Below are 20,382 nucleotides of genomic sequence, written 5' to 3'. Positions count from 1 at the left end.
CCCGCTCGCCCTCGGCGACGCGATCCAGACGACCCGCCTGCGCGCGATCGCCATCGTGCTGGCCGTCCTGGCCGGACTGCTGACCGCGGGGATCTCGGCGCTGGCCGCCGCACCCGCGTTCGCCTCCGCGACGGTCGCCGGGCGGCACATCCCGGCGACGGTGGCGACGCTCGCCGAGGGCTATCAGATGGCGGTGCACATCCCGCCGACGGCCTCCGGCTTCTCCTCCCGCGACGCGAACCTCTTCGTGCCGTCCGGGTGGATCCGCGACCCCTCCACCACCCGCCCGGTGGTCATCATGATGATGGGCCAGCCCGGCAATCCGACCCTCGGCGCGACCCTCGACGCCCTCCACTCCCTCGGCACCGAGCGCCTCGACGACGCGCCGTTCGTGCTCGTGGTCGACCAGCTCGGCGCCAACGACAAGAACCCGCCCTGCAGCAACACCTCGGCCGGACAGCTCGAGACGTTCCTCGCGGAGGACGTGCCGAACTGGGTGAAGGCCCAGCTGCCGGTCTCGCACGACCGCGCCGACTGGGTGATCGCCGGCTTCTCGCACGGCGGCGAGTGCGCCGCCTACCTCGGCGCGACGCACCCGGACCTGTGGGCGAACGTCATCGACATCTCCGGGCCGGACAAGCCCGGCGAGTACCGCTCCGACCGCACCCGGGCGAAGTACTACGGCAACGACGAGGCGGAGTACGAGAAGTACTGGCCGGAGAAGATCCTCGCCTCGACCACGTACGACCAGCCCATGCGCGGGATCTTCGTCGCCGGCGCGGAGGACGAGCACTTCCGCCCGCAGGTGGAGGCGACCGCGACCGCCGCCGAGAAGGCCGGCTGGACGGTGACCTACTGGGCGGTGCCCGGCGAAGGCCACTCCGGGCCGACCCTCCCGAAGGGGCTCGCGACCGCGTACAACCAGCTCATCCCGATCTGGCTGGCCTCCGGCGCGATCACCGACGGCGACCGGTTCCTCTGCCAGCCCGACCAGCCGAACCGCTCGTGCGGCGTGACGCAGGTGACGGCCGTGGCCGGCACGATCGCGATCGTGGACCTCGGGGCGCTCGCCGTCTTCCTCAGCGCACAACTGCTGGTGTTCTTCCGCACCCGCGGCCGCCGAGCGGTCGAATAGTCCGCCTCCTTGCCGCTTTCGCGCCGGATCTCCTGAAGGGATGCTCAGGAAGCGCATAGGCCGCTGACCGAGCCCGCATAAACCTCCTTCCTACGCTCGGCATCTGCCCCGACGGGCGGGCGCATGGAAGGAACACCCGAATGAAGCGGACTCTCGCGCGGATCAGACCGCGCACCTGGATCATCACGGCGGCCGTCGTGGTCGCGGTCGTCGGGGGTGGGGCCGTCTACTGGTTCGGCTTCGCCCTCCCGGCCCAGGCCAGCGCCTCGCAGCCGACCACGCGGACCGTGCAGGCGAGCACCCAGACCCTCCAGAAGACGGTCAGCGCGACCGGCACCCTGGCCCCGACCGTGTCGGAGGACGTGGACTTCCTGCCCTCCGGCACCGTCACCGCGGTGAACGTCGCCGCCGGGGCGACCGTCACGGCCGGCGAGGTGCTCGCGACGGTCGACACCGCCTCCGCCAACGCGACCCTGCTCCAGGCCAAGGCGGATCTCGCCTCGGCCCAGGCGAAGCTCTCCGACGCGCAGGACTCCTCGACCGGCAGCGCGGCCGACGTGGCGGCGGTCGCCGCGGCGCAGGCGCAGGTCACCTCCGCACAGTCGTCCGTCGACACCGCGCAGACCGCGCTCGACGGCACCACGCTCGTGGCCCCGGTGGCCGGGCTGGTCACCGCGGTGAACGTCGCGGTCGGGGATGCGGTCACGGGCACCTCCGGCAGCTCGAGCACGGCGAGCGGTTCGACCGGTTCGGGATCGAGCGCATCCAGCGGCTCCAGCGGCGCCTCGGGCGGCTCGGGCGCGACCGGCGCGACCGGCACGTCCGGCAGCGGGACCGGCTCCAGCGGCTCCAGCTCGACCTCCACCGCGCAGTTCACCATCGTCGGCACCGGCTCGTGGGAGGTCGACCTCACCGTCAGCGCGTCCGACCTGACGTCGATCGCCGCGAACGACCAGGTCGAGCTCTCGACGACCGACAACGACTCGTTCTTCGGCACGGTGAAGTCCATCGGCCAGCTCCCGTCGACCACGTCCGGGAGCGCCGCGTACCCGGTCGTCGTCGCGGTGACCGGCTCGCCCGAGAACCTCTACGACGGGGTGAGCGTGACGGCCGCGATCGTCTACGAGCGCCGCACCGACGTGCTCACCGTCCCGAGCGCCGCGATCACGACGGCGAACGGCAAATCCACGGTGACGAAGGTCGTCGACGGCAAGGACGTCACGACCGCGGTCACCGTCGGCGAGACCTCCGGGACCGTCACCGAGATCACCAAAGGCTTGAGCGAGGGGGACTCCGTGCTCGTCACGGTCTTCACGCCCGGCGCGGGATCCGGGAGCGGGTCCGGCTCGGGAGGCAGCGGCCAGAGCGGGCAGACCGGCCAGCAGGGCCAGTTCCCCGGCGGCGGCGAAGGCTTCACGGGCGGCGGCGAGGGCGGCCAGTTCCCGGGCGGCGGCCAGGGCGGCCAGACCGGGAACGGGGGCACCCGCAATGGCTGAGCCGTCCCCCGCCGTCGCACCCGTCATCGAGCTCACGGGCGCCCGCAAGATGTACCGCAGCGGCAGCATCGAGTTCGAGGCGCTGCGCGGCATCGACCTGCTCATCCACGAGGGCGAGTACGTCGCCGTGATGGGGCCCTCCGGCTCCGGCAAGTCCACGATCATGAACGTGCTCGGCTGCCTCGACGTGCTCTCCGAGGGCGCCTACCGCCTCGGCGGCCAGGATGTGGAGGATCTGGACGAGACCGAGCTCGCGTCCATCCGCAATCAGCGCATCGGCTTCGTGTTCCAACAGTTCAACCTCCTCCCCTCCCTCTCGGCGCAGAAGAACGTCGAGCTGCCCCTTGTCTACGCCGGGGTCCCGGTGGAGGAGCGCCGCGAGCGCTCCCGGGCCTCCCTCGAGCGCGTCGGCCTCGGCGACCGGCTGCAGAACCGGCCCGGCGAGCTCTCGGGCGGCCAGCAGCAGCGCGTCGCCGTCGCCCGCGCCCTGGTCGGCGAGCCGACGCTGATCCTGGCGGACGAGCCGACGGGAAACCTCGACTCCGTCTCGACGGAGGACGTGCTCGCGCTCTTCGACGAGCTCCACGAGGCCGGCCGCACCATCGTGCTGATCACCCACGAGCTGGAGGTCGCCGAGCGCGCGCGCCGCATCGTGCGGGTGCGCGACGGGCAGATCCTCCGCGACGAGGTGAATGCGGCATGAACTGGAACGAGACCCTCCACACCAGCTGGTCGGCCATCCGCGCGCACACGCTGCGCTCGGTGCTGACGGTGCTGGGGATCCTGATCGGGATCGCCGCCGTCATCCTCACCGTCGGCCTCGGCCTCGGCACCCAGAAGGACGTGAGCGCGCAGATCAGCGCGCTCGGCAGCAACCTGCTGATCGTCTCGCCGGGCAGCAGCACCGACTCGAGCGGGGTGCGCGGCGGCTTCGGCTCGGGCACCACGCTGACCCTCTCGGACGCGGACGCGCTCTCCTCGAAGGTGAACGCCCCGGACATCGCGGGCGTCGCGGCCGAGAAGTCGACCCAGACCTCCCTCGTCTACGGCGACACGAACTGGACGACCACGGTCACCGGCGTGACGAACTCGTGGCTGGAGGTGCGCTCCCGAACGGTCGCGCGCGGGTCGTTCTTCACGGCGGCGCAGCAGTCGTCGGGCGCGCGGGTGGTCGTGCTCGGGTCCGAGACGGCGCAGGAGCTCTTCGGCTCCGAGAACGTCGTCGGCCAGTCGGTCGCCATCGGCAGCACCACCTACAGCGTCATTGGCGTGCTCGCATCGGCCGGCTCCGACACGTCGAGCAATCTCGACGACGTCGCGATCGTACCGATGACGACGGCCGCCGACGACGTGATCGGCACGAACACCGCCAGCGTCTCGACGATCTACATCCAGGCCGCCGACGCCGACCGGCTCAGCGCCGCCTATCAGGAGGCGCAATCGGTGCTGCTGAACGCGCATGCCATCAGCAATTCCGACGACGCCGACTTCACGATCAGCAGCCAGGACGCCCTGGTCAGCACCGCGACCTCCGTCTACCAGACCCTGACCGTGCTGCTCACCGGCATCGCGGCGCTCTCCCTGCTGGTGGGCGGGATCGGGGTGATGAACATCATGCTCGTCTCGGTCACCGAGCGCACCCGCGAGATCGGGTTGCGCAAGGCGATCGGCGCGCCGCCCGCGGCGATCCGCACGCAGTTCCTGGTGGAGGCCGCGATCCTCGGCCTGACCGGCGGCGTGCTCGGCTCGGTGCTGGGCGTGGCCGCGGCGCTCGTGCTGCCCGTCCTGATCGGCAGCTCGGTCGTCATCTCGCCCGTCGCGCTCGTCCTCTCCATCGCCGTCTCCCTCGCCATCGGCCTGGTGTTCGGCGTCTACCCGGCCGCGCGCGCCGCGCGCCTCGCCCCGATCGACGCGCTCCGCTCCGAGTGAGCGCCGCCCTCCCCCTGACCCCGCAAGGAGAACCACGATGAAGACATCCACCCGCCGAGCCGCCGCAGTGATCGCCATCCTCGGCTTCGGCGCCCTCGCCCTCACCGGCTGCGCCGCCGCCACGGCGAGCAGCGCCTCCAGCACCGCGGCCCCGCAGCAGCAGGGCCAGCGCGGCGGAGGCGGCGTCACCGGCGAGATCGCCGCCGTCGACGGCACCACGCTCCAGGTGCAGTCGACGAGCGAGCAGACCGCCGTGACCTACACCGACGCCACCACCATCACGCAGCGCGTCACCGCCGCCCTCAGCGACGTGACGAGCGGATCGTGCATCAGCGCGTTCACGGGCGGAACGGGTGGCACGGGCGGCACCGGCGGCACGGGGTCGTCGACCTCCACGTCGTCCTCGGCCTCGGCGGCCGCGACGAGCGTCACCATCAGCGCCGCCGTCGACGGCGCGTGCACGGCAGGCGGGTTCGGCGGCATGGGAGGCGGCACCCCGCCGACGGGCGCTCCCAGCGGCTCCGCCGAAGGGGGCTCGGGCCAACGCCCGACGGACGCCCCGACCGGCGCCCCCGGCGGCTCCGGCAGCGGCTCGGGCGGCGGATTCGGGGGCATGACCTCCGGCCTCGTCACCGCGGTCGACGGCTCGACCATCACCGTCACCGAGACAACCCAGGACGGCACGACCTCCACGAAGACCGTCACGGTCGACGACAGCACCACCTACACGACGACGCAGGCGGCCACCGCCGCCGACCTCACGGCGGGACGCTGCGTCATGGCCAGCGGCAAGGCCGACTCCTCGGGAGGCTACGCCGCGACCGCGCTCGTCGTCTCGGACAAGGGCGCCGACGGCTGCACCCAGGCCGGCCCCGGCGGCGGCCAGGGCGGTCCCGGGCAGGGCGGCTCGGCGAGCGGCTCCGAGAGCGGCTCCGGCACGAGCGGCAACGGCGCGAGCGGCTCCGGCACGAGCGGCGACGGCGCATGAGCCCCGCGACGAAGCGCCCGGCCGCGCGACGGCGGCGCCGCACCATCGTGATCGCCTCGGTCGCGACCCTCGCGCTCTGCGCGGTCGGCGGCGGCGTCGCCTGGGCGGCCGTCGGCAGCGGCGGTGCGGACTACCGCACCGCGACCGCTGCGAAGGCGTCCGTCACCCAGACGACCACCCTCACCGGCACCGTCGCCTCGGCCACGCGGCGCGACCTCGCCTTCCAAGTCGCCGGCACGGTCAGCGGCGTCCCCGTCGCGATCGGCGACACGGTCACGGCAGGGCAGACCCTGGCGACGCTCGACACGACCGAACTGGAAGCGGCCGTCACCGCGGCCCAGCAATCGGTGACGGAGGCCGAGGAGACCCTCGCGACCGACCTCGCCTCGCAGTCGGGGACGAGCAGCAGCGCGTCGGGGTCGTCCGGATCGTCGGCGGCTGGATCGGGTGCGTCGGGATCCGCCGCTGCGTCGGGCGCGTCCGGGACCTCCTCCGCGTCCACCGGGTCCACCGCCGCCGTGCCGAGCACGAGCTCCGGTTCAGGCAGCGGCTCCGGCAGCGGCAGCGCCTCCGGCAGCGGGTCCTCGTCCGGCGTCTCCGCCGAGACCACGGCCGCCATCGCCGCGGTCACCGACGCGCAGACGAAGCTGCTCGCCCAGCTCACCGCGGCCTCCACCGCGCTCGCCGACACCAACACACTCGTCGCGACCAGCTCGACCACCTGCCAGCCGTTCCTGCAGGCCGCGCTCGACGATGCGGCCGACGGCACCGGCACGGGCACCGGCACGGACGGCTCGGGTTCCACGACCGGCGACACCGACAGCTCGGGCGCGGACACGTCGGGCAGCACGACCGACGGCAGCAGCACCAACGGCACCGACGCCTCCGGCACCGGCACGTCCGGCACGACCGACGGCAGCGGCACCACGACCTCCGACGCCGCCGCGAAGCTCCAGGCGGCCAAGGATGCTCTCGCCTCCTGCCAGACCGCGATCACCAGCGCCCTCGCGAGCCAGCAGACGACCACCGACGCGCAGAACGCGGTGACCCCGCTGGCCACGAAGCTCGACGACGCCGTCGCCGCGCTGCAGAAGGTGCTCGCGAGTTCCTCCACCGGCACAGGTTCGACCGGCGGGTCGGGCACCGGCTCCGGGTCCGGCTCCTCGAGCGGAGGATCCGGGTCCACCGGTTCGGGCTCCACGGGCACCGGTTCCACCGGCTCCGGCGCGACCGGCTCCGGCACGACCGGCACCGGCACCACGGGCGGATCGACCGGCGGCAGCACCTCGGGTTCCGCCTCCAGCACCGGCGGCACGAGCGGCACGGCCGGCTCCGGCACCACCCAGGTCGCCTCCGCCGCCACCATCGTGGCCGACAACGCCGCCATCGACGCGGCGAAGGCCGCCCTCGCTCTCGCCCAGAGCAAGGTCGCCCTCGCCACCCTGACGAGTCCCGTCTCGGGCACCGTCGCGGCCGTCTCCCTCGCCACCGGCGACTCCGTCTCGGCGGGTTCCACGACGGCGGTCATCTCGGTGATCGGCACCGACGGCTTCGTCGTGGACTCGTCCGTCGGCCTCAGCACGGTCGCGACCCTGAAGGTCGGGCAGAGCGTCGCGGTCACCGTCGCCGGCTCCACGAAGGCGCTCGCGGGAACGGTCAGCTCGATCGGCATCGTCGACACGGCCACCGACTCCTCGACCCCGAGCTACGCGGTCACCACCGCCATCACGGACACGAAGGCCGACCTCCTCAACGGCGCGAGCGCCAGTGCGGTCGTCACCATCGCGAGGACGGCCGACGTGCTCACGGTGCCGACTTCCGCCCTGCACCGCGACGGCACGAAATACACCGTCGACGTGCTGAAGGACGGCGCATCCGTCGCCACCACGGTGACCGTCGGAGCGAAGGGCACCGACCGCACCGAGATCACGAAGGGCCTGAGCACCGGCTCCGTGGTGATCCTGGCGGACCTCACCTCGACGACGACGGGCGACAGCTCGAACTCGTCCACCACCTCCGGAGGGCTCAGCGGCTTGGGCGGCCAGTCGAGCACCTCCGGCGGCCCGGGCGGACAGGGCGGCCCACCGGCCGGCTTCACCGGAGGCGCCCCCAGCCGCGGCTGACCGGGAGCGAACACGGGCGGACGCGAGGAGGGCTCGCGTCCGCCCTTCGCGCGTCCGCGGGATGTCTGCGGTCGCGGGTGCCGCGCCGCGGGACGTGTGCGGTCGCGACTGCTACGCCACGGGACGAATGCGGTCGCGCGCCCGATAGCAAACGTCCCGGGAGGGCGCAGTCGCCCAGCCGACGGCCGGAGGTGCGGGGTGGCGGTGCGGGACGGCAGCGGCCGCAGTCGCGACTGCTACGCGACGGGACGACTGCGGTCGCGACTGCTGCGCCACGGGACGACCGCGGTCGCTCGCCCGATAGCGATCGTTCCTGGAGGGCGCAGTCGCCCCGGCGCGGCCAGCGGCGTTGGGCGGCGGTGCCCGCGGTCGCGGTCGCGACTGCTGCGCCACGGGACGACTGCAGCCGCGCGAGCGGCCGCAAACGTCCCGAGTGAGAGTAGACGCGCCGGACGAACGCGCGCCGCACCTCGCCGAACGCGCCGGACGGGCGCGACCCGCCGGACGCGCAACGCCCCCGCCCCGTCAGACCCCCGCGACAGCCTCCCGTGCCGCCGCGAACGCGGCCACGCAGCGCCGGATCTCGTCCTCGGTGTGCGCCGCCGACAGCTGCACGCGGATGCGGGCCTCGCCGCGCGGTACCACCGGGAACGAGAACGCGGTGACGTACACGCCGCGCTTCTGCATCTCGTCGGCGATGCGGCCGGTGAGCGCCGCGTCGTGGAACATGACCGGGACGATGGGGTGCTCGCCCGGCAGGAGGTCGAAGCCCGCCTCGGTCATCAGCTCGCGGAAGAGCCGTGCGTTGCCGACGAGCTGTGCCCGGAGGTCGTCCGAGCTCTCCAGCAGGTCGAGCGCCGCCAGCGTCCCGGCGACAATCGAGGGGGCCAGCGTGTTCGAGAACAGGTAGGGGCGGGAGCGCTGGCGCAGCAGGTCGACGATCTCCTGCCGGGAGGAGACGTAGCCTCCGGAGGCTCCGCCGAGCGCCTTGCCGAAGGTGCCGGTGTAGATGTCGATGCGGTCGGCGACGCCGCAGAACTCCGGCGTGCCGCGGCCGTGCTCGCCGACGAAGCCGACCGCGTGGGAGTCGTCGACGAAGACGAGCGCGCCGAACTCGTCGGCCAGATCGCAGATCTCGCGCAGCGGGGCGATGTACCCGTCCATCGAGAAGACGCCGTCGGTGACGATGACCGTGAACCGGGCGCCCGCCTCCCGCGCGGCCTCGAGCTGCGTGCGCAGGTCGTCCAGGTCGCGGTTGCGGTAGCGGAACCGCTGCGCCTTCGAGAGCCGGATGCCGTCGATGATCGAGGCGTGGTTGAGCGCGTCGGAGACGATCGCGTCCTCCGGGCCGAACAGCGTCTCGAAGACCCCGCCGTTGGCGTCGAAGCACGACGAGTAGAGGATGGTCGCCTCGGTGCCGAGGAACCGCGACACCCGCCGTTCCAGCTCCAGATGCTGCTCCTGCGTGCCGCAGATGAAGCGCACGCTGGCCATCCCGTAGCCCCAGTCGTCCAGGGCGGTCTTGGCCGCATCCCGCAGCGCAGGATGGTCGGCGAGGCCCAGGTAGTTGTTGGCGCAGAAGTTGAGCACCTCGGCGCCGTCGGCGGTGATCTGCGCCGACTGCGGACCGTGGATGCTGCGCTCGCGCTTGGTGAGGCCTGCCGCCTCGATCTCGTCCAGCTGCGCGGCGAGGTGGTCGCGGAATGCGCCGTACATCAGAGCTCCGTCCAGTCGAGGATGACTTTGCCGCCGCCGGCCGAGGCGGCCGCGGCGAACCCCTTCTCCCAGTCCCGGGCGGGGAACCGGTCCGAGACGATCGAGGCGATCGCGTCGTGCAGGGTGGTCGAGGTCTGCAGCATCGCGCCCATGGCGTTCCAGGTCTCGAACATCTCGCGCCCGTAGATGCCCTTCAGGGTGAGCATGTGGGTGACGACGATGCCCCAGTCGACCGCGATCTGCTGCGACGGGAGGCCGAGCATCGCGATGCGGCCGCCGTGGTTCATGTTCTCGATCATCTGCGGCAGCGCGGTCGGCGCTCCGCTCATCTCGAAGCCGACGTCGAAGCCCTCGCGCATCCCGAGCGCCGTCTGGGCCTCGCGGATGCCGGAGCGGGAGACGTCCACGGTGTAGTCGGCGCCCATCCCCTGCGCCAGGGCGAGCCGCTGCGCGCTCACGTCGGTGCCGACGATGAAGCGGGCGCCCACGTGCCGAGCGACGGCGATCGCCATCAGGCCGATGGGTCCGCAGCCGGTGACGAGCACGTCCTCGCCGACGACCGGGAAGGCGAGCGCGGTGTGCACGGCGTTGCCGAGCGGGTCGAACAGCGCGCCGACCTCGGGCTCGATCGCGCTGTGGTGCACCCAGACGTTCGTCGCCGGCAGCACGAGGAACTCGGCGAACGCGCCGTCCCGCTGCACCCCGACGCCCTGCGTGCGGATGCACATCTGACGGCGGCCGGCACGGCAGTTGCGGCACGTGCCGCAGACGATGTGCCCCTCGCCCGACACCAGATCGCCGACCGCGACGTCGCGGACGAGCGGCCCGACCTCGACGACCTCGCCGAAGAACTCGTGGCCCGGCACGAGCGGGGCGGCCACCGCGGAGGCGGCCCAGTCGTCCCAGCGCTGGATGTGCAGATCGGTGCCGCAGATCCCGGTGCGCAGGACGCGGATCTTGACGTCCTCCGGCCCGGCCTCGGGCTCGGGGAGGTCGCGGAACTCGAGACCCGGTCCGGCCTCGCTCTTGAACAGGGCTTTCATAGCCACCTTCCTCGTCGACGTCCTTCGTGGGGCGCGTCAAGCGGAGTCGAACACCCGTCCCCGGCCTCGTGAGCGTGGAGGGACGAGCGATTCGCCGCTGACAGCCTAGACCACGCGCTCATGCCCGGCTCCGTCCTCCCGCACCTGCCCGCCGTCGAAGTACGCGCGCAGTTCCGGGCGCAACTCGGGCACCGCCAGCAGGCCGCCGTCGCCCCGGAGGGAGGCCGTCGCCACCACTCCCGCGGCGACCGCGTTGCGGGCGGCGACCGGGGAGGTGACGGTCGCGCCTCCCTCGCGCACGAACGTGACGAACTCGTCGATCAGCAGGCGGTCCGCGCCGCCGTGGCCGCCCTCCGCCTCCGGGACGATGAACGTCTCGTCGCCCGGCGCGGCTCCCTCGTGCCGCCGGTTCCACAGCCGCACCTCGGCGCCCGGCTCGTCCCCGAAGTTCTCCAGCCGCCCCTCCGTGCCGATCACGGTGTAGTTGCGCCAGTAGTCGGGCGTGAAATGGCACTGCTGGTAGGAGGCGAGCGCGCCGCCCTCCAGGACGAGGTTGACCTGCGAGATGTCCTCCACGTCGACGACGGGGTTGAGCCCCTCCGCCGCGGTGGGCGGCCAGTTGTCGAGGCTGAACCAGTCGTGCATGCGCTCGCCCGACCGGTCGCGCCGGTCCTGGATGCCGCCGTAGACGCTCAGCGAGCCGATCGCCTGCACCCGGCGCGAGTATCCCCCGCCGAGCCAGTGGATGACGTCGATGTCGTGAGCGCCCTTCTGCAGCAGCAGCCCCACCGACTTCGAGCGGTCGGCGTGCCAGTCCTTGAAGTAGTAGTCACCGCCGTTGCCGACGAAGTGGCGGCACCAGACGGCCTTGACCTCCCCGATCCGGCCCTCGTCGATCAGCCGCCGCATCAGGGTGATCACCGGCATGTGCCGCATGTTGTGGCCGACGTAGAGCCGCGAGCCCGTGCGGTACGCCGCCTCCAGGATGCGGTCGCAGTCCTCGATCGAGATCGCGAGCGGCTTCTCGCAGAACACCGCGACCCCGGCCTCGAGGGCCGGGACGGCGACCTCCGCGTGGCGGTCGTCCGGGGTGAGGACCATGACCGCGTCGACCCCCGCGTCGAGCAGCTCGCTCAGACTGCCGGTGACGAGCGCGTCGGGGAAGGCCTCCGCCGCCTCCGCCCGCGACCGCTCGCTGAGATCGCACACCGCGACCACGCGCGATCCGGCTCCCGGCCGATGGGCCTCCCGAGCGAGGTGACCCCGCAACCCGAAACCGACGACACCGATTCTGACGTCCACGAACACTCCTCACGTGACAAAGGGAAAAGCAAAGAAGGAAAAGAAGGGAGGGCGCGGTGCGGCCTCAGCCGGCGGTCGACGCGCGCGCGAACAGGTCCCACTCGAAGGTGTGCAGTTCGCCGCCGCCGCGCTCGGCGGGCTTCTCGAGAGCGCGGTCCACGATGATCCGCGCCTGCCGCCGGTAGAAGTCCGCCGGCCCGACCGACGAGAGGGCCGGCTCGACCAGCTCGGTGTCGGGGGTGTTGCCGACACCGATCACGGCCACATCCTCCGGCACCCGCAGGCCCAGGCGGTGCGCGGCGATCTCGACGGCGATCGCCGCGAAGTCGGTCGTCGCGTAGACCGCGCTGGGCCGGTCCTCGCGCGAGAGCAGCTCCACGGCGGCGCTGAAGGCGCTGGCCTGGGTGTCCTCGAAGAACGCCACCCGGTCTGCGCGGATCGGCAGGCCTCGCCGCCGCAGCGCATCCCGGTAGACCGAGTAGCGCGACTCCGCCGCCGAGTCGTACGACGCCCGCGAGGTGAGACAGCCGATCTCCGTGTGCCGCTCGAGCAGGTGCTCGACCGCCAGCCGGCAGCCCGGGAGCGCGTCCGACCGGATCACGTCGAAGCCGTTCGGCTCCAGCCACTCGTCGAAGACCACCACCCGCTGCCCGCTCTCGACCAGCGCGGCGAGCTTCCGCTCCGCCTCCGCCCGCTCGGCGCCGAGGCCGTCGATGTAGACGACATCCGCACGTTGCGCCTCCGACGCCGCGAACCAGTCGCCGTCGGCCAGGATCATCGTCGTGAGCCGGTGCTCGTTCGCCGCCTCGTTGACGGCCGCCGCGACCGCCAGCGACCAGGGGTCGCTCAGCATGTGCAGCGAGAGGTGGACCAGCCCGGTGCGGCCCGTGCGCACGGCTCGCGCCGAGGTGTTCGGCCGGTAGCCGAGCCGCTCGACCGCCGCGTGCACCCGCTCGACCGTCGCCTCGCTGATCCCGGGACCGCCGCCGGAGCGGCCGGAGAGCACGTACGAGACCGTCGCCGTCGAGACCCCGGCCTCCTGTGCGACCGCCTTCATCGTGGGCCGCCCGGGCTCCCGCTTCGCCTGCACCATGCCGAGAACTCATCCCTTCGATCCCGAGAAGGCTATCCCCTGGATGAACTGCTTCTGCAGGAAGAGGAACGTGAGCAGCATCGGGAGGGCGGCGAGCAGGGCGCCCGCCATCAGCACCGGGTAATCGGTGCCGTGGAGGCCGACGAGCTGGGAGAGCCCGACCGAGAGCGGCATCTTGCTCGGGTCGGTCGTGACGACCAGCGGCCAGAGCAGATCGTTCCACGACCACAGGACGGTGAACACGGTCAGCGCGATGATGCCGGGCTTCGCGAGCGGGAGCATGATGCGCCAGAAGATCTGCCAGACGTTGGCCCCGTCGATGCGGGCCGCCTCCTCCAGCTCCGCCGGCATCGACAGGAAGAACTGTCGCATCAGGAAGGTGCCGAACGCGCTGAACAGGCCGGGGAGGATGAGGCCCTGCAGCGAGTTGAGCCAGCCCAGGGACTGGATGATCTCGTACTGCGGCAGCAGGTACAGCTGCGACGGCACCATCAGCACCGAGAGGAACAGGACGAACAGCGCGTTCCTGCCCCGGAACGGGATGCGCGCGAACCCGTACCCGGCCATCGTGCACAGCACGACCTGGCCGAGCGTCCTCCCGAGCGTGAGCACGACCGAGTTGACGAACATCAGCACGAACGGCATCGAGTCGAAGACCTTCGCGAAGTTGCCGAACTCCCACGGGCTGGGCAGCAACTGCGGCGGCACCTGCACCGAACCGGTGAACGTCTTGAACGCCGTCAGCAGCTGCCACACGAACGGGAAGACCATGACCACCGCGCCGAGCACGAGCAGGCCGTGCACCAGCCAGGGCTGACGCCGCTTGACCTCATTCATAGTGCACCCACTTCTTCTGGAGGCGGAACTGCACGATGGTCAGCCCCAGGATGATGATCAGCAGCAGGAACGCGATCGCCGCCGCGTAGCCGCGGTCGTTGTCGATGAACCCGGCCTGGTAGAAGAGGTAGACGATCGTGCGGGTGTCCGGCAAAGCCGGGTTCGTGCGCCCGATCATCAGGTACACGAGGTCGAAGACCTGCAGCGAGCCGATCACGTTGATCACGCTCACGAAGAAGATGCTCGGGCTGAGCAGCGGCACCGTGATCGAGAAGAACGTGCGGATCGGCCCCGCGCCGTCGAGCGACGCCGCCTCCATCAGGGTGTCCGGGATGCCCTGGAGCCCGGCGAGGAAGATCACGATGTTCGTGCCCAGCCCCGCCCAGATCCCGACCAGCGCCACCGCGTACAGGGCTGTCGCTGGGTTGGTCAGCCAGCTGCCGCCCTGGATGCCGACGACGTGGAGCGCCTGGTTGAGGATGCCGTAGTCGCCGTTGTAGAGCATCTTCCACACCAGCGCGATCGCTGCCGGCATCGTGACCACCGGCAGGAAGTAGAGCATCCGGTAGACGCTTCTCCCCTTCAGCCCCGTCGTGTTGAGCAGGGCGGCGATCGCCACGGCCAGCGGGATGCCGACCAGCGCGATCAGCATGTAGATCGCGGTGTTGATCAGCGCCCGCCCGAGGGCCGGGTCCTCCGCGAGCCGGGCGTAGTTCTCCAGCCCGGCGAACGCCGACCCGCCGAACGGCCCCGATTGCGTGAACGAGAGGATGAACGTGCGGACCGTCGGCCAGAGGTAGAAGACGAGCAGCCCGAGCGCGGTCGGCCCGATGAAGAGCAGCGCCCACCACGGCGAGGCGAAGGGTCCCCGCCGGCGGCGGAGAGCGGTCGTCGCGGTCACCGGCTACTTCTTTTCCTTGTCCAGCGACGCCTGCATCTTCTCGGCCAGCGTCGCGAGCCCCTCCTCGGGAGTGATGCTCAGCGCCCACACCTGCGACAGGGTCTGGTCCTGGATGGTCACCCACGCCGCCGTGTTGGTGGAGGCGGGATACGGGACGGCCGTGTCGAGCGCGTCGGTGAAGACGCTCAGGTCGAAGGACGGGTACGAGTCGATCCAGGCCTGCTGCGTCCCCTCGTAGGCGGGGATGACGGCGCCGCTCGTCGCCTGGATCTCGGCGGCCTGCTTGCCCGAGGCGAAGACGGCGAACTTCTTCGCCGCGTCCAGGTGCGGGGACTTCGCGTTCGCGACGTTCGCCAGGCCGTGCACGACGGACTGGTTGCCCTTCGGCCCGGTCGGGAGCGGCGCGACGCCCACGTGGTCCTTGATCGTGGCGTCCTGCCCGAACTTGTTGGCGCTCCACGAGCCGGACCAGTACATGGCGACCTTGCCGGAGAGGAAGGCGTCCTCCGGGGGCGTGTCGGTCATCTGCTGCTGCGTGGGCGAGACGCCGGCAGTGATCTGGTCGACCCAGAACCGGATGCCCTCGAGCGCCTCCGGCTCGCCGTAGCCGGTCTTCGTCCCGTCGTCGTCGATCACGTACCCGCCCGCCTGCGGGATGGTGTTGTAGTAGTTCTGCTGGTCGTTGAGCGCGGCGGCCGACCCCCAGACCCCGGCCTCCGGGTTCGTCAGCGCCTTCGCGGTGGCCAGGTAGTCGTCCCAGGTCCAGCCCGCCTGCGGGTACGCGACCCCGGCCGCGTCGAACAGCGTCTTGTCGTACCAGACCCCGATCGTGTCGAAGTCCTTCGGGGCGCCGTAGAGCTTCCCCTCGTACGTGTAGATGTCGGTGAGCCCCTCCGAATACTTCGCCGTGTCGACGCCGTCGAGCGGGGCGAGCACCCCGTTCGACGCGTACAGCTTGCTGTTCGGGCCGTTCATCCAGAACACGTCCGGCGCGCTGCCGCCGGTGACCGCCGTCTGCAGCTTCGTCCAGTACTGCGAGAACGGCGTGACCTGGATCTTCACCGAGATCCCCGGGTTCTCCTTCTCGAACGCGTCCGCGATCTTCTGCATCGCGGGCTTCTGCACCTGATCCCAGATGCCGTACTGGAGGGTGACGTCGCCGCCGCCCCCTCCGTCCGACGAGCAGGCCGCCAGGCCGGTCACGGCGAGAGCGGCCGCCGCCACCAGGGCGGCGAGGCGTGAGCGGTTGTGGTGTCGAGGCATCCGTCTTCTCCTTTGAACAGCGGGACCCACCTCGGGCGTTACAGTGTTGTTAACCGATTAACAGAATCGATTAACAAGACGATAATGCTCGGGCTTAAACGCGTCAAGAATTCGATCACTCCGGGTGCGCGAGTGCCCGTCCGGCGATAGAGTCCCCTCATGAAGCGCGCACTGATCGTGATCGACGTGCAGAACGAATACGTCGACGGCAACCTCCCGATCTGCCACCCGGACCTGATGACCTCCATCCCGAACATCGAGGTCGCCATGGATGCGGCCGCCGACCACGGCGCCGCGCTCGTGATCGTGCAGCACATCGAGGACGAGGGGGCGCCCGTGTTCGCCCGCGGTTCGCGCGGAGCCGCCCTGCACGAGTCGGTCGCCGACCGGACGCCGGACCACCTCGTCACCAAGGCCGACGTCTCCGCCTTCCGCGGCACCGACCTCGAGGAGTGGCTGCGCGCCGGCGGCTACGACACCGTGACGATCGCCGGCTTCATGACCCAGCACTGCTGCGCCGGCACCGCCCGGGATGCGCACGCGCTCGGCTTCACCGTCGAGTTCCTCTCCGACGCCACGGGCACCCTCGACCTCGTCAACGCGGCCGGCTCCATCTCGGCGGACGCCCTGCACATCAGCGTGCTGGTCACCATGGACTCCGAGTTCGCCGCCGTCGCCACCACGGAGGAGTGGACGCTCGCGGTCGAAGCCGGCGACACCCTCCCCGTCTCGAACCTGTGGGACAGCACCGGGCACGCACGGGTGCCGGGCAAGCACTCCGAGCTGCACAAGCTCATGCGCGACGTGCGCGCCGGGATCGACCGCGACATCGCCGCCGAAGAGTCGCACGAACTCCGCAACACGTTGTACGTCGGCCAGGGCGCGTCGACGTCGCTCTGACCCTCCCGACATTCGTGCCAAATGTCGTGAAAGCGCCGCTCAAAGTCGACATTTGGCACAAATGTCGGCGCGCGCTTACCCCGAGAACGACATCAGCGCGTTGACGACGAGGGTCCCGAGGACGGCGATGAGGCCGGAGCCGCTCACTCCGAGGGCGATCGCGGCCGGGATCGTGCCGCGCCGGCCGACCAGTGCCACGATCGCGAGCGCGACGACCACCAGATCGAGCACGATGCCGAAGGTGGTGGAGATCCCGGAGAACAGGGCGAAGGACGCGCCGGAGTAGTGCGTCTGCAGCAGGAGCTGCCGCTGCAGCATCTGCTCGACGAGGCCGGCGAGCAGTCCGAACGCCGCGATGCCGAGCGCGACGGAGCCGAGGACGGAGGAGCGCCGCTGCGGCGGGGCGGACGGCGGCGGCGCGTACGTCACCTGCGGCTGCTGCTGCGGCGGAGCCGGGAACGTCGGCTGGAACGGTGACTGCTCGGACATGATCTGGATCCCCCCGGTCGAGATGCTGCGTGGTCAGGGCTCGACTCTATCCCCGCCTCCGGAGGTGCCTGGTCGGCGAGGGCGTCGTGGCCGACGACGAGCCGCGCCGCCTCCGGGAGGTCTTTCGACCGGTTGGAGGCGGCGCGGATCCGGGTGCGGCCCTACGCCTCGTCGAGCTGCCCGACCTCGTAGGAGCCGCCCGGCATCTTGATCATCACGTTCATGCGGTTGAACGCGTTGATGAGCGCGATCTGCGCGACGAGCGCGGCGAGCTGCTCGGTGTCGAAGTGGGAGGCGGCGGCCGCCCACACCTCGTCGTCGACGCCGTTGCCGTCGGCCAGACGCGTGCCCTGCTCGGTGAGTTCCAGGGCGGCGCGCTCGGCGTCGGTGAACACGGTCGTCTCGCGCCACGCGGCGATGAGGCTGAGCCGCAGCGGGGTCTCCCCCGCCTGGACGGCCTCCTTGACGTGCATGTCGAGGCAGGCCCCGCAGCCGTTGATCTGGCTGGCGCGGATGTCGACCAGCCCTTCGATCGTCGGCGGCAGCGTCGATTGGCGGATCACGCGGTTGGCCGAGACGATGTATTTGACGAACTTCGGCGTGATCGCGGCGGCGTACATGTCGAATCTGGGTCCCATGGTGATCTCCTTTTCAATCGGACTCACCTGGTAGACGGATCGGCCGCCCCAGAGGTAACAGCCGGCGGCTCCACCGTGATCGTCGCCTGCCGCTCAGGCCGGAGCAGCGAGTCGACCTGCACGATCCGGCCGTCGACGACGACGCAGGCCATGACGGCCAGGGGCGTGCCGTCCTCCCGCCACGCCATCACGCCGGGCATGCCGTCGACGTCGACGCGGCGGGCTACGGTCTTGGTCCGCCGGCCGAGCGCCGCGTGACGGGCGAGCTCGTTCGCTCCGAGGCGCACGGTCACCCCGCGCGGCGTGTGGACGCGCCACACCACGTCGGGGTCGAGCACCCGCAGCAGCGCGTCGAAGTCGCCCTCGCGCGCGGCCGCGAGGAACGCATCCACGACCTCCCGCTGCCGCCGGCGGTCGGTGGGCGGCTCCGCGCCCCGCACCTTGCGCCGCGCTCGGCTGCCGAGCATCTTGGCCGCATCGGTCGACTTGCCGAGGATGCGGCCGACCTCGTCGAACGGCACCGCGAAGGTGTCGTGGAGGATGAACGCCAGCCGCTCGTCGGGAGTCAGCGACTCCAGCACCATCAGCAGGGCGACGCCGATCGTGTCGCTGAGCACCGCGCGGTCTTCGGGGTCGTCGACGTCGTCGGTGACCAGCCATTCGCGGCCCGGCTCCTCCCACGGGGTCTCGCCTTTGGCGCGCCGGGCGCGCAGCATGTCGAGGCAGACGCGGCCGACGACGGTGCTCAACCAGCCGGAGACGTTGTCGATGGCTCCCGGATCCTGCCGGGAGAGGCGCAGCCACGCCTCCTGCACCGCGTCCTCCGCGTCCGCGCGGGATCCCAGCACGCGTGCCGCGAGCCCGGTCAGCCGGGTGCGCTGCGCTTCGAATGCCTCGCTCGTCCCGTTCTCGTCCATCGTGGCGCCCCTCTCGTCCGCACTCTACGAGAGGGGGACGATCCGGCGCGCGAAAACGTAACAGCCCCTGCGAGATTTGGACCAAATGTGGCGAAAGAGCGCGCCAAAGCCGACATTTGGCACAAATGTGGGAGGGAGGCTACTGCTCCAGCGGGCGCCAGACGACCAGCTGCGTGCTGCGGCGCACGCGGGTGCCGGCGCGCAGCGAGACGACCTCGCCCTCGGAGCCGGCGGCGAAGACGCGGCGGCCGGGCCGGTTGAGGAGCTCGTCGGCGAGCGCCGACTCCAGCTCGCGCACGCGGGCGCTGAGCGAACCCACTTGGTCCTCCAGCTCGATGATGCGGCGGATGCCCTCGAGGCTGACGCCCTCGGCGCCGAGCCGCGCGATCTCCTGCAGCTTCTCCACGTCGCGCATGGAGTACCGGCGCGACTTGCCGGCCGTCCGGCTGGGGCTGACGAGCCCCAGCCGGTCGTACTGGCGGAGGGTCTGCGGGTGCATCCCGGCGAGCTCGGCCGCGATCGAGATGACGAAGACCGGGGTGTTCTCGTCCATGGTCAGCCTCTGGCCTTCGCGAGAAGGTCCTCTCGGGGGTTCTCGTCGGGGAGCTTCGCGGCGAACGCCTCCAGCGCCTCCTTGGCCTCGGCGGAGAGGTGGGACGGGACGGCGACCTGGACGACGGCGAGCAGATCGCCGGTGCCCTTCGGCGTCTCCACGCCCCGGCCCTTCACGCGCAGCACGCGGCCGCTCGGGGTGCCGGGCGCGACGCGGAGCTTGACCGGGTCGCCGCCGAGGGTCGGGACCTCGATGGTGGCGCCGAGGGCGGCCTCCGCGAAGGTGACCGGGACGGTCACGCGCAGGTTCAGGCCGTCGCGCTCGAAGACCGGGTGCTTGCGCACGGTGACGGTGAGGACGATGTCGCCCGCCTCGCCGCCGTCCGGGCTGGGCTGACCCTTGCCGCGCAGCTTGATCTTCTGGCCGTCGGAGACGCCCGCGGGGATCTTCACCTTGAAGGGCTTGCCGTCGGCCGCCTGGAGGCTGATGGTCTCGCCGCGCGTGGCGGTGAGGAAGTCGATGGTGGTGTGCGCGGTCACGTCGCGGCCGCGGGTCGGGCCGCCGTATCCGCGGTAGCCGCCGGAGGAGCTGCCGAAGCGCCCGTTGCCGAACAGGCCGCCGAACACGTCGTCGAAGCCGCCGTTCTGGCCGCCGCCCTGCTGGAACGTGTAGCCGCGCTGCTGGCCGCCGGCGCCCCCGAACATGCCGCCGAACACGTCGTCGAAGCCGCCCTGTCCGGCCGAGCCGGGAGCCGTGAAGCGGGCTCCGCCTCCCATGGCGCGGATCTGGTCGTACTCCTTGCGCTCGTCGGCGTCGCTGAGGACCGAGTAGGCCTCGCTGACCTCCTTGAACTTCGCCTCCGCTGCGGCGTCGCCCGGGTTGGAGTCCGGGTGGTACTTGCGCGCGAGCTTGCGGTAGGTCTTCTTGAGGTCCGCTTCGCTGACGTCCTTGGAGACGCCGAGGACCTTGTAGAAGTCCTTGTCGAACCAGTCCTGGCTAGCCACGGCGCCTCCTTTCGATCGTGATGGTCGTGGATGAAGTCTGCATGATGTCCGCACG

General features: G+C 71.3%; 19 protein-coding genes. 7 read left to right on the top strand and 12 right to left on the bottom strand.

Annotated features, from left to right (window positions below; all coding sequences use genetic code 11):
• The 6 genes from BGO91_RS17405 to BGO91_RS17380 form a co-directional block, all read left to right on the top strand.
• A partial coding sequence (locus BGO91_RS17405; protein WP_290473996.1) for an alpha/beta hydrolase-fold protein occupies positions 1-1,135 on the top strand: 1,135 nt, incomplete at its 5' end.
• Positions 1,136-1,275: 140 nt separating this feature from the next.
• Positions 1,276-2,631, top strand: coding sequence for a biotin/lipoyl-binding protein (locus tag BGO91_RS17400; RefSeq protein ID WP_290473995.1), 1,356 nt, complete (start codon positions 1,276-1,278; stop codon positions 2,629-2,631).
• Positions 2,624-3,334, top strand: a complete 711-nt coding sequence (locus BGO91_RS17395) for an ABC transporter ATP-binding protein (RefSeq protein ID WP_290473994.1) — start codon at positions 2,624-2,626, stop codon at positions 3,332-3,334. Before BGO91_RS17400 ends, BGO91_RS17395 begins: the two co-directional genes overlap by 8 nt.
• Positions 3,331-4,560 carry an ABC transporter permease gene (locus BGO91_RS17390; protein ID WP_290473993.1) on the top strand — a complete coding sequence of 410 codons (1,230 nt, stop codon included), beginning with the start codon at positions 3,331-3,333 and terminating at the stop codon, positions 4,558-4,560. The genes BGO91_RS17395 and BGO91_RS17390 overlap by 4 nt, the downstream gene beginning before the upstream one ends.
• Positions 4,561-4,597: 37 nt before the next feature.
• Positions 4,598-5,548, top strand: a complete 951-nt coding sequence (locus tag BGO91_RS17385; protein ID WP_290473992.1) for a DUF5666 domain-containing protein — start codon at positions 4,598-4,600, stop codon at positions 5,546-5,548.
• Entirely contained in the window at positions 5,545-7,671 is a 2,127-nt protein-coding gene (locus BGO91_RS17380) for an efflux RND transporter periplasmic adaptor subunit (protein WP_290473991.1), read from the top strand. The genes BGO91_RS17385 and BGO91_RS17380 overlap by 4 nt, the downstream gene beginning before the upstream one ends.
• 525 nt (positions 7,672-8,196) lie before the next feature.
• On the opposite strand, the gene BGO91_RS17375 is transcribed toward BGO91_RS17380, so the two are convergent.
• The 7 genes from BGO91_RS17375 to BGO91_RS17345 form a co-directional block, all read right to left on the bottom strand.
• Positions 8,197-9,387 carry a glycine C-acetyltransferase gene (locus BGO91_RS17375; RefSeq protein ID WP_290473990.1) on the bottom strand — a complete coding sequence of 397 codons (1,191 nt, stop codon included), beginning with the start codon at positions 9,385-9,387 and terminating at the stop codon, positions 8,197-8,199.
• Positions 9,387-10,430 (bottom strand): L-threonine 3-dehydrogenase, encoded by a 1,044-nt coding sequence (gene tdh, locus BGO91_RS17370; protein WP_290473989.1) that lies wholly within the window; start codon positions 10,428-10,430, stop codon positions 9,387-9,389. The genes BGO91_RS17375 and tdh overlap by 1 nt, the downstream gene beginning before the upstream one ends.
• 105 nt (positions 10,431-10,535) lie before the next feature.
• On the bottom strand, positions 10,536-11,732 hold the full coding sequence (locus tag BGO91_RS17365) for a Gfo/Idh/MocA family oxidoreductase (protein ID WP_290473988.1): 1,197 nt from the start codon (positions 11,730-11,732) through the stop codon (positions 10,536-10,538).
• A gap of 64 nt (positions 11,733-11,796) precedes the next feature.
• Positions 11,797-12,825: a LacI family DNA-binding transcriptional regulator gene (locus BGO91_RS17360; protein WP_290473987.1), complete on the bottom strand. Its 1,029-nt coding sequence runs from the start codon at positions 12,823-12,825 to the stop codon at positions 11,797-11,799.
• Positions 12,826-12,834: 9 nt separating this feature from the next.
• Positions 12,835-13,662, bottom strand: coding sequence for a carbohydrate ABC transporter permease (locus BGO91_RS17355; RefSeq protein WP_290473986.1), 828 nt, complete (start codon positions 13,660-13,662; stop codon positions 12,835-12,837).
• Positions 13,655-14,563, bottom strand: a complete 909-nt coding sequence (locus tag BGO91_RS17350) for a carbohydrate ABC transporter permease (protein ID WP_290473985.1) — start codon at positions 14,561-14,563, stop codon at positions 13,655-13,657. Before BGO91_RS17350 ends, BGO91_RS17355 begins: the two co-directional genes overlap by 8 nt.
• A gap of 3 nt (positions 14,564-14,566) precedes the next feature.
• The gene (locus BGO91_RS17345) at positions 14,567-15,826 is read right to left on the bottom strand and encodes a sugar ABC transporter substrate-binding protein (RefSeq protein ID WP_290473984.1); all 1,260 of its coding nucleotides are present in this window, start codon (positions 15,824-15,826) and stop codon (positions 14,567-14,569) included.
• 159 nt (positions 15,827-15,985) lie between these two features.
• On the opposite strand from BGO91_RS17345, the gene BGO91_RS17340 reads away from it, so the two are divergent.
• A complete protein-coding gene (locus tag BGO91_RS17340) occupies positions 15,986-16,726 on the top strand; it encodes a cysteine hydrolase family protein (protein WP_290473983.1) in 741 nt (246 codons plus the stop codon).
• Positions 16,727-16,801: 75 nt separating this feature from the next.
• Here BGO91_RS17340 and BGO91_RS17335 read toward each other — a convergent pair whose 3' ends face one another.
• The 5 genes from BGO91_RS17335 to BGO91_RS17315 form a co-directional block, all read right to left on the bottom strand.
• On the bottom strand, positions 16,802-17,215 hold the full coding sequence (locus BGO91_RS17335) for a hypothetical protein (RefSeq protein ID WP_290473982.1): 414 nt from the start codon (positions 17,213-17,215) through the stop codon (positions 16,802-16,804).
• Between the two features lie 161 nt (positions 17,216-17,376).
• Positions 17,377-17,853, bottom strand: a complete 477-nt coding sequence (locus BGO91_RS17330) for a carboxymuconolactone decarboxylase family protein (RefSeq protein WP_290473981.1) — start codon at positions 17,851-17,853, stop codon at positions 17,377-17,379.
• Positions 17,854-17,876: 23 nt separating this feature from the next.
• Complete coding sequence (locus BGO91_RS17325; RefSeq protein WP_290473980.1) at positions 17,877-18,770, bottom strand: sigma-70 family RNA polymerase sigma factor; 894 nt, start codon at positions 18,768-18,770, stop codon at positions 17,877-17,879.
• A 139-nt stretch (positions 18,771-18,909) separates the two neighbouring features.
• A complete protein-coding gene (locus tag BGO91_RS17320; RefSeq protein ID WP_021762560.1) occupies positions 18,910-19,323 on the bottom strand; it encodes a helix-turn-helix transcriptional regulator in 414 nt (137 codons plus the stop codon).
• 2 nt (positions 19,324-19,325) lie between these two features.
• Positions 19,326-20,327 carry a DnaJ C-terminal domain-containing protein gene (locus tag BGO91_RS17315; protein WP_290473979.1) on the bottom strand — a complete coding sequence of 334 codons (1,002 nt, stop codon included), beginning with the start codon at positions 20,325-20,327 and terminating at the stop codon, positions 19,326-19,328.
• Positions 20,328-20,382 lie beyond the last annotated feature (55 nt).

Source organism: Leifsonia sp. 71-9 (assembly GCF_001898805.1).
Lineage (GTDB): Bacteria > Actinomycetota > Actinomycetes > Actinomycetales > Microbacteriaceae > Leifsonia.
Note: the sequence above shows the minus strand (reverse complement) of the source record. Positions and strands in the feature narration are given on the sequence as shown.

What these genes read in the sequence shown, in the direction of transcription:
- BGO91_RS17400 (WP_290473995.1), top strand. Translation starts at nt 1,276, where the DNA reads ATGAAGCGGACTCTCGCGCGGATCAGACCGCGCACCTGGATCATCACG.
- BGO91_RS17395 (WP_290473994.1), top strand. Translation starts at nt 2,624, where the DNA reads ATGGCTGAGCCGTCCCCCGCCGTCGCACCCGTCATCGAGCTCACGGGC.
- BGO91_RS17390 (WP_290473993.1), top strand. Translation starts at nt 3,331, where the DNA reads ATGAACTGGAACGAGACCCTCCACACCAGCTGGTCGGCCATCCGCGCG.
- BGO91_RS17385 (WP_290473992.1), top strand. Translation starts at nt 4,598, where the DNA reads ATGAAGACATCCACCCGCCGAGCCGCCGCAGTGATCGCCATCCTCGGC.
- BGO91_RS17380 (WP_290473991.1), top strand. Translation starts at nt 5,545, where the DNA reads ATGAGCCCCGCGACGAAGCGCCCGGCCGCGCGACGGCGGCGCCGCACC.
- BGO91_RS17375 (WP_290473990.1), bottom strand. Translation starts at nt 9,387, where the DNA reads ATGTACGGCGCATTCCGCGACCACCTCGCCGCGCAGCTGGACGAGATC.
- tdh (WP_290473989.1), bottom strand. Translation starts at nt 10,430, where the DNA reads ATGAAAGCCCTGTTCAAGAGCGAGGCCGGACCGGGTCTCGAGTTCCGC.
- BGO91_RS17360 (WP_290473987.1), bottom strand. Translation starts at nt 12,825, where the DNA reads ATGGTGCAGGCGAAGCGGGAGCCCGGGCGGCCCACGATGAAGGCGGTC.
- BGO91_RS17355 (WP_290473986.1), bottom strand. Translation starts at nt 13,662, where the DNA reads ATGAATGAGGTCAAGCGGCGTCAGCCCTGGCTGGTGCACGGCCTGCTC.
- BGO91_RS17345 (WP_290473984.1), bottom strand. Translation starts at nt 15,826, where the DNA reads ATGCCTCGACACCACAACCGCTCACGCCTCGCCGCCCTGGTGGCGGCG.
- BGO91_RS17340 (WP_290473983.1), top strand. Translation starts at nt 15,986, where the DNA reads ATGAAGCGCGCACTGATCGTGATCGACGTGCAGAACGAATACGTCGAC.
- BGO91_RS17335 (WP_290473982.1), bottom strand. Translation starts at nt 17,215, where the DNA reads ATGTCCGAGCAGTCACCGTTCCAGCCGACGTTCCCGGCTCCGCCGCAG.
- BGO91_RS17330 (WP_290473981.1), bottom strand. Translation starts at nt 17,853, where the DNA reads ATGGGACCCAGATTCGACATGTACGCCGCCGCGATCACGCCGAAGTTC.
- BGO91_RS17325 (WP_290473980.1), bottom strand. Translation starts at nt 18,770, where the DNA reads ATGGACGAGAACGGGACGAGCGAGGCATTCGAAGCGCAGCGCACCCGG.
- BGO91_RS17320 (WP_021762560.1), bottom strand. Translation starts at nt 19,323, where the DNA reads ATGGACGAGAACACCCCGGTCTTCGTCATCTCGATCGCGGCCGAGCTC.